We start from the raw sequence: 6466 nt of genomic DNA, 5'->3' as shown, positions 1-6466 counted from the left end.
CTTTTGGGGGGTGTCTTGTGGGGGGGGGGGGGGGGGCGGGGGGGGGGGGGGGGGGCGGGGCCCCCCCCCCACCCCGGGCGGTCAGCCGCGGCCGTGCACCGCGTACGGGTTCAGCAGCGCGTCCTTGATCTCGTCGGGCACGCCCTCCTCCGTCGCCGACGGGCCATTCGCGGGCGGGAACGACTCCGTCATCGACATCGGCATGACGCCGTTGCGGTAGAAGTTGTTCGACCCCTGCGAGGGGCGCCACGTGTGCGCCTCCCAGTCGGGCACGTAGTTGCGGTAGCCGCCCGTGTTGAGCTCGATGCGCAGGCTGGACGGCTCGCGGTAGTAGAGGAACGTCTGCTCGCCGATGCCGTGGATGTTCGGGCCGTACTCGATGGGCGTGCCGTTCTCCATGAGCACGTCGGCCGCGATGAGGAGCTCCTCGCGGGTGTCGACCCAGAACGCGTAGTGGTTGACGCGGCCGTCGCGGTCGGAGCCGTCGAGCACGACCCCGAGGTCGTGCGACTTCTCGTTCGTCGTCAGCACGCTGAACACCGAGACGGGCGCCTCGTCGAGGACGGTGCGCGCCATGAAGCGGAAGCCGAGCACGCGCACGTACCACTCGACGAACGCGTCGACGTCACGCGCGGCGATCGTGACGTGGTCGAGCTGGCGGGGGGCTCCCGCGTGCGACGAGCGGCGCGAGGGGCGGTCGGGGTAGATCGACGCGCCGTCGGCGCCCGAGACGTAGTGCTCGACGTCCCAGTGCAGGGTCATGGGGTGGCCCTGCGGACCGGTGAAGCGATAGGCGCGCCCGATCGCGTGGCCGTCGAACCACTCGCCCTCGACGCCCTCCGCCTCGAGGCGGCGCACGGCCTCCTCGAGCGCCTCGGCGCTCGTCGTGCGCCAGGCCGCTGTGTCGAGGGCCGGCTCGTCGCCCGGCACGACGACGACGCTGTAGCGGTAGTAGTCGCCCCAGCAGCGGAGGTACACGGCGCCGTCGACGCGGTCGACGACCTGCAGGCCGACCTGCTCCTCGTAGAACTTCACGGACGCCTCGACGTCGGGCGTCGTGATGGCGACGTACGACAGGTGCGAGAGCAGTTTGATCATCGTTGATCCCTTCATCGGGGTGGGTCTGCATCCAGATTCGACCCCGCGGGCACTATCAGGGAAGGTGAATTAGGCGATGTGGGGCATCAGGCTCATTTATGTGATGACGATCCGCCGGAACGCGCGCGCAATCGACCCGTGAGCTCGTGCGCGTGCGCGAGAAGGAGGCGCCCCAGCTGCACCCGCCGCTCGGGGGCGAATCGGAACTCGACGCCCGTGATGCTGAGCGCCCATTCCGGGCGTCCGTGCCGGTCGAAGACCGCCGCCGCCATCCCCCAGCTGCCCTCGACGATGAGGCCGGGGTTGATGGCGAAGCCCGCCGCCCGCGTGTGCGCGACGCGGGCGCGGATGGCCGATGGCGCATGCTCGGGACCCCTTCGCGCGAGCTCGGCCGTCGAGCGCGCGAGATACGCGTCGACCTCGTCGTCGGGCAGGAAGGAAAGGATCGCGAGCCCCGCCGACGCGACGCCGAGCGGGAACCGCACGCCCTCGCTCAGGACGAACGACCGGATCGGGAAGGCGCCGTCCTCGCGCACGAGGCACACGGTCTCGTCGCCGCGGCGCACCGACAGGAAGGCGCTCTCCTGCGTCTCGTCGGCGAGCGAGCGCACGATGTCGTGCGCCCGCGCGGCGACGTCATACCGCGGGGCGGCGACCGACCCCATCAGGAAGAGCTCGGGCCCCGGCAGCCAGCGCTGGGTGAGGGGGTCCTGGTCGAGCAGCCCCTCCGCCCGCAATGCGGACAGCAGCCTGTGCACGGTCGGCCGCGTGAGCCCGCTGCGCTCGACGAGCGCCGCCGTGCGCGCCCCTCCCTCACCCTCCGCCGTCACGAGGCGGAGCAGGAGGCTCGCGCGCGCGATCGCCTGCGCACCCTTGGGCGAGGTGTCCACATCGTGGACTCTAGGCCCGCCTCCATCCGCATGGCAACCCGGGCTGGACAGCGCGGCACCGCTCCCGCACGCTGGTGTCGGGTCCGCGCGGCGGCCCGGAGGCACGAAGGAGTGACACGACGTGATCGACAAGCAGATCGCCACGGCCGCGGAGGCCGTCGCGGACATCCCGGACGGCGCGAGCCTCGCCGTGGGCGGGTTCGGCCTCTCCGGCAACCCCATCGCGCTCATCGAGGCGCTGCTCGCTCAGGGGACGTCGGACCTGTCCGTCGTGTCGAACAACTGCGGCGTCGACGACTGGGGCCTCGGCGCGCTGCTCGCCGCCCGGCGCATCCGGAAGATGACGTCGTCGTACGTCGGCGAGAATCGCGAGTTCGAACGGCAGTTCCTCACCGGCGAGCTCGAGCTCGAGCTCACGCCGCAGGGCACGCTCGCCGAGAAGCTGCGGGCCGGCGGATCGGGGATCGCGGCCTTCTACACGCAGACGGGCGTCGGAACGCAGGTCGCCGAAGGCGGCCTGCCGCGCCGCTACGCCGCCGACGGCACGATCGCCGTCGCCTCCCCGCCGAAGGACGTGCGCGTCTTCGGCGACCGCGAGTACGTGCTCGAGGAGGCGATCTCCACCGACTTCTCGCTCGTGCACGCCTGGAAGGGCGACCGGCACGGGAACCTCGTCTTCCGCAAGGCCGCACGCGCGTTCAGCCCCGTCGCCGCGATGGCCGGCCGCGTGTGCATCGCGCAGGTCGAGGAGCTCGTCGAGCCGGGGGCGATCGACCCCGACGACGTGCACCTGCCCGGGGTCTTCGTCCACCGCATCGTCGAGGTCGGCCTGGACATCGAGAAGCGCATCGAGAAGCGCACCGTCCGAGAGGAGGCCTGACATGGCCCTCACCCGCGTCGAAATGGCCGCGCGCGCGGCCCGCGAGCTCCGCGACGGCGAATACGTCAACCTCGGCATCGGGCTGCCGACGCTCGTGCCGAACTTCGTGCCGGAGGGCGTGACCCTCGTGCTGCAGTCGGAGAACGGCATCCTCGGCGTCGGGCCCTATCCCGCCGAGAACGCGGTCGATCCCGACCTCATCAACGCCGGCAAGGAGACCGTGACGACGCTTCCGGGCGCCGCGTTCTTCGACTCGGCGCTGAGCTTCGGGATGATCCGCGGAGGCAAGATCGACGCGGCGATCCTCGGCGCCATGCAGGTGTCGGCCTCCGGCGACCTCGCCAACTGGATGATCCCCGGGAAGATGGTGAAGGGCCCGGGCGGCGCCATGGATCTCGTGCACGGCGCCGGCCGCGTCATCGTGCTGATGGAGCACGTCGCGAAGGACGGCTCGCCCAAGATCGTCGACGCGTGCGCCCTGCCCCTCACGGGCCGCGGCGTCGTCGACCGCATCATCACCGACCTCGCCGTCATCGACGTGACGCCGAACGGCCTCGTGCTCCGCGAGCTCGCCCCCGGCGTCTCGACCTCCGACGTCGTCTCCGCCACCGAGCCGCCGCTCGCCATCGCCCTCGAGGAGTCCGCATGACCTCCGCATCCGACATCGTGATCGTCGCCGCCGCCCGCACGCCGCAGGGGCGCCTGAACGGAGCCCTCTCGTCGCTCACGGCGCCGCAGCTCGGAGCCGCCGCCATCCGCGGTGCGCTCGCGCAGGGGGGCGTCGTCGCCGGGGCCGTCGACGCCGTCATCCTCGGCCAGGTGCTGCCCGCGGGGTCGGGGCAGAACGCGGCGCGGCAGGCGGCCGTGGGCGCGGGGATCGGATGGGATGTGCCGGCGCACTCCGTCAACAAGGTGTGCCTGTCCGGCCTCACGGCCGTCATCGACGCCGCGCGCATGATCGCGGTGGGAGATGCCGAGGTCGTCGCCGCCGGCGGTATGGAGTCGATGTCGAACGCGCCGCACCTGCTCCCCGGTTCGCGACGCGGATGGACGTACGGCAGCGTCGAGGCGCTCGACCACATGGCGCATGACGGGCTCACCGACGCCTACGACGGCGTGAGCATGGGCCTCAGCACGGAGAACCACAACCCGCGGTTCGGCCTGACGCGCGCCGAGCAGGACGCCGTCGCCGCCCTGTCGCATCAGCGCGCCGCGGCCGCCACGGCCGACGGCGTGCTGGCCGACGAGATCGTGCCGGTCGAGATCCCGCAGCGCCGGGGCGATGCCGTCGTCGTCTCGGCCGACGAGGGCATCCGCCCCGACACGACGGTCGACTCGCTCGCGCGGCTGCGCCCCGCCTTCTCCGAGGGCGGCAGCATCACGGCGGGCAACTCCTCGCAGATCTCCGACGGCGCGGCGGCGGTCGTGCTCGCGACGCGGGCGCGTGCCGAGCGCGAGGGATGGCGCGTGCTCGCGACCGTGGGGGCGTCCGGTCAGACCGCCGGCCCCGACAACTCCCTGCAGGCGCAGCCGGCCCAGGCCATCCGCCGCGCCCTCGCGAAGCAGGGCGCGGCGATCGCCGACCTCGATCTCGTCGAGATCAACGAGGCGTTCGGCGCCGTCGTGGCGCAGTCGCAGAAGGAGCTCGGGCTCTCGAGCGACATCGTCAACGTGCACGGCGGCGGGATCGCGCTCGGCCATCCGATCGGCGCGTCGGGCACGCGCCTCGTCGTGCACGTCGCGCACGAGCTCGCCCGTCGCGGCGCGGGAACGGGCGTCGTGGCGCTCTGCGGCGGGGGTGGCCAGGGCGACGCGCTCGTGCTCACCCTCTGAGCATCAGCGCGCGCGATGAACGAGGTTCACGGATAGACCGCAGTGATAGCATCCGGGTTATCTCACCGGTGAGCCACCCGAACGCGAGGACCACGACGCCGTGCCCGACCAGCCGCTCCTCTCCCGACTCGACCTCAACCTGCTCGTCTCCCTCGACGCGCTGCTGACCGAGCGGAGCGTGACGCGCGCCGCCGAGCGCCTGCACCTCAGCCAGCCCGCACTGAGCGCCTCGCTGTCGCGCCTGCGCACGCACTTCGACGACCCCATCCTGGCGCGACGGGGCAACACCTACGAGCTCACGCCGCTCGCCGTGCGGCTGACCGAGCACACCACGACGGCGCTCGAGGCTGCCCGACGCGTCTTCGAGAGCCAGGCCGCCTGGGATCCGCGGCAGTCGACGCGCGAGTTCTCCCTCTACGGCTCCGACTACGGGTTCGCGACCGTCGGGCGCGCCGCGAGCAGGATGGCGCGGGAGCGGGCGCCCGGCGTGCGCTTCCGCTTCATGCTGCACAACCCGGCCATCGTCGAGGACGCCTCGTCGCGGCTGCGCTCGGCCGACGCCATGCTCATCCCGCACGGATTCCTCGCCGACCTGCCGTACACCGACCTGTGGCAGGACGAGTGGGTGGGCATCGCGAGCGCCCACGACGCGCGGATCGGCGACGCGGGGCGCATGTCCGATCTCGCCGAACGGCCGTGGGTCTTCACGTACCAGTCGCGCGAGGCCTTCACCTCGGCGAGCCGACAGATCCAGCAGCTCGGCATCGAGCCCCGCGTCGAGGCCGTCGTGGAGAGCTTCCTCGCGCTGCCGCACTTCATCGAGGGCACCGACCGGCTGGGCATCGTGCAGACGTCGCTCGCGCCCATCCTGGAGCGGTCGGCCGACGTGCGTCGGTTCGAGCTGCCGTTCGACGCGACGCCCGTGCTCAACGCGATGTGGTGGAACCCCGTGCACGACCGCGACCCCGAGCACGTGTGGATGCGCGGCCTGTTCGCCGACGCCGCGGCGTCCCTCGCCGACGGCTGAGCCCCGTCTCCTAGAGTGGGCCGGGTGGCGCTCCCCGCGAGGGCCGGACGGCGCGACCGCCGCGCCGCGGGAGGAGGACGACGGCCGCGTGACGCCCCGCATCCTGTTCGCCTGGACCCGCTTCGCGGCGGCGGGGCTGTGCGCGGCGGCGCTCGTCCACCGGCTCTTCTGGGGGTTGAGCTCGCAGACGATCGCGGGCGAGAACTTCCTCGCCTACCTCACGATCGAGTCGAACATCGCGTTCGCCGTGCTCGCGGTCGTCGCCGGCGCCGTGGCGCTCCGGCGCGACGAAGACCCGCCGTGGCTGACGACCGCCCGTGCGCTCGTGCTCAGCTGGACGATCACCGCGGGGCTCGCCTTCGCGCTGATCGTCTGGCAGGCGGGGCTGCGCGGCATCCGCATCGACGTGCCCTGGTCGGACGTCGTGCTGCACTTCGTGCTGCCCGTGTGGACGATCGCCGCCTGGGTGCTCGGCCCGGGGCGGCGCGCGGCGTCCTGGCGGGTGGTGCCGTTCGTCGTGCTGTACCCGATCGTGTGGGGCGCCTTCACGATGTGGCGGGGATCGCGCGTGGGCTGGTACCCGTACTACTTCCTCGATCCGCGGCAGGTGTCGGGGCCGGGTGAGTTCGCCGTCACCTGCGGCATCGCGCTGTCGATCTTCGCGCTCGTCGCGACGGGACTCGTGCTCGCGAGCAAGGCCCGCCCGACCATCCGCGGCGACTGAGCCGGGCCGGACAC

At 72.4% G+C, this 6466-nt stretch carries 7 protein-coding genes; 5 read left to right on the top strand and 2 right to left on the bottom strand.

The window, feature by feature from the left end; translation table 11 throughout:
• Positions 1-81: 81 nt before the first annotated feature.
• Both ACWGPF_RS03280 and ACWGPF_RS03275 read right to left on the bottom strand, forming a co-directional pair.
• Positions 82-1098: a VOC family protein gene (locus ACWGPF_RS03280; protein ID WP_452331465.1), complete on the bottom strand. Its 1017-nt coding sequence runs from the start codon at positions 1096-1098 to the stop codon at positions 82-84.
• Between the two features lie 92 nt (positions 1099-1190).
• Entirely contained in the window at positions 1191-1988 is a 798-nt protein-coding gene (locus ACWGPF_RS03275; protein ID WP_452331464.1) for an IclR family transcriptional regulator, read from the bottom strand.
• A gap of 121 nt (positions 1989-2109) precedes the next feature.
• On the opposite strand from ACWGPF_RS03275, the gene ACWGPF_RS03270 reads away from it, so the two are divergent.
• From ACWGPF_RS03270 to ACWGPF_RS03250, 5 genes are all read left to right on the top strand, one after another.
• Positions 2110-2868 (top strand): CoA transferase subunit A, encoded by a 759-nt coding sequence (locus ACWGPF_RS03270; protein WP_452331463.1) that lies wholly within the window; start codon positions 2110-2112, stop codon positions 2866-2868.
• Position 2869: 1 nt separating this feature from the next.
• Positions 2870-3517 carry a 3-oxoacid CoA-transferase subunit B gene (locus ACWGPF_RS03265; RefSeq protein WP_452331462.1) on the top strand — a complete coding sequence of 216 codons (648 nt, stop codon included), beginning with the start codon at positions 2870-2872 and terminating at the stop codon, positions 3515-3517.
• Positions 3514-4701, top strand: a complete 1188-nt coding sequence (locus ACWGPF_RS03260; protein ID WP_452331461.1) for an acetyl-CoA C-acetyltransferase — start codon at positions 3514-3516, stop codon at positions 4699-4701. Before ACWGPF_RS03265 ends, ACWGPF_RS03260 begins: the two co-directional genes overlap by 4 nt.
• Positions 4702-4801: 100 nt before the next feature.
• Positions 4802-5728, top strand: a complete 927-nt coding sequence (locus tag ACWGPF_RS03255) for a LysR family transcriptional regulator (RefSeq protein ID WP_452331460.1) — start codon at positions 4802-4804, stop codon at positions 5726-5728.
• Between the two features lie 88 nt (positions 5729-5816).
• Positions 5817-6452 (top strand): Pr6Pr family membrane protein, encoded by a 636-nt coding sequence (locus ACWGPF_RS03250; protein ID WP_452331459.1) that lies wholly within the window; start codon positions 5817-5819, stop codon positions 6450-6452.
• Positions 6453-6466: the final 14 nt, after the last annotated feature.

This window comes from Microbacterium sp. NPDC055683, assembly GCF_053617895.1.
Note: the sequence above shows the minus strand (reverse complement) of the source record. Positions and strands in the feature narration are given on the sequence as shown.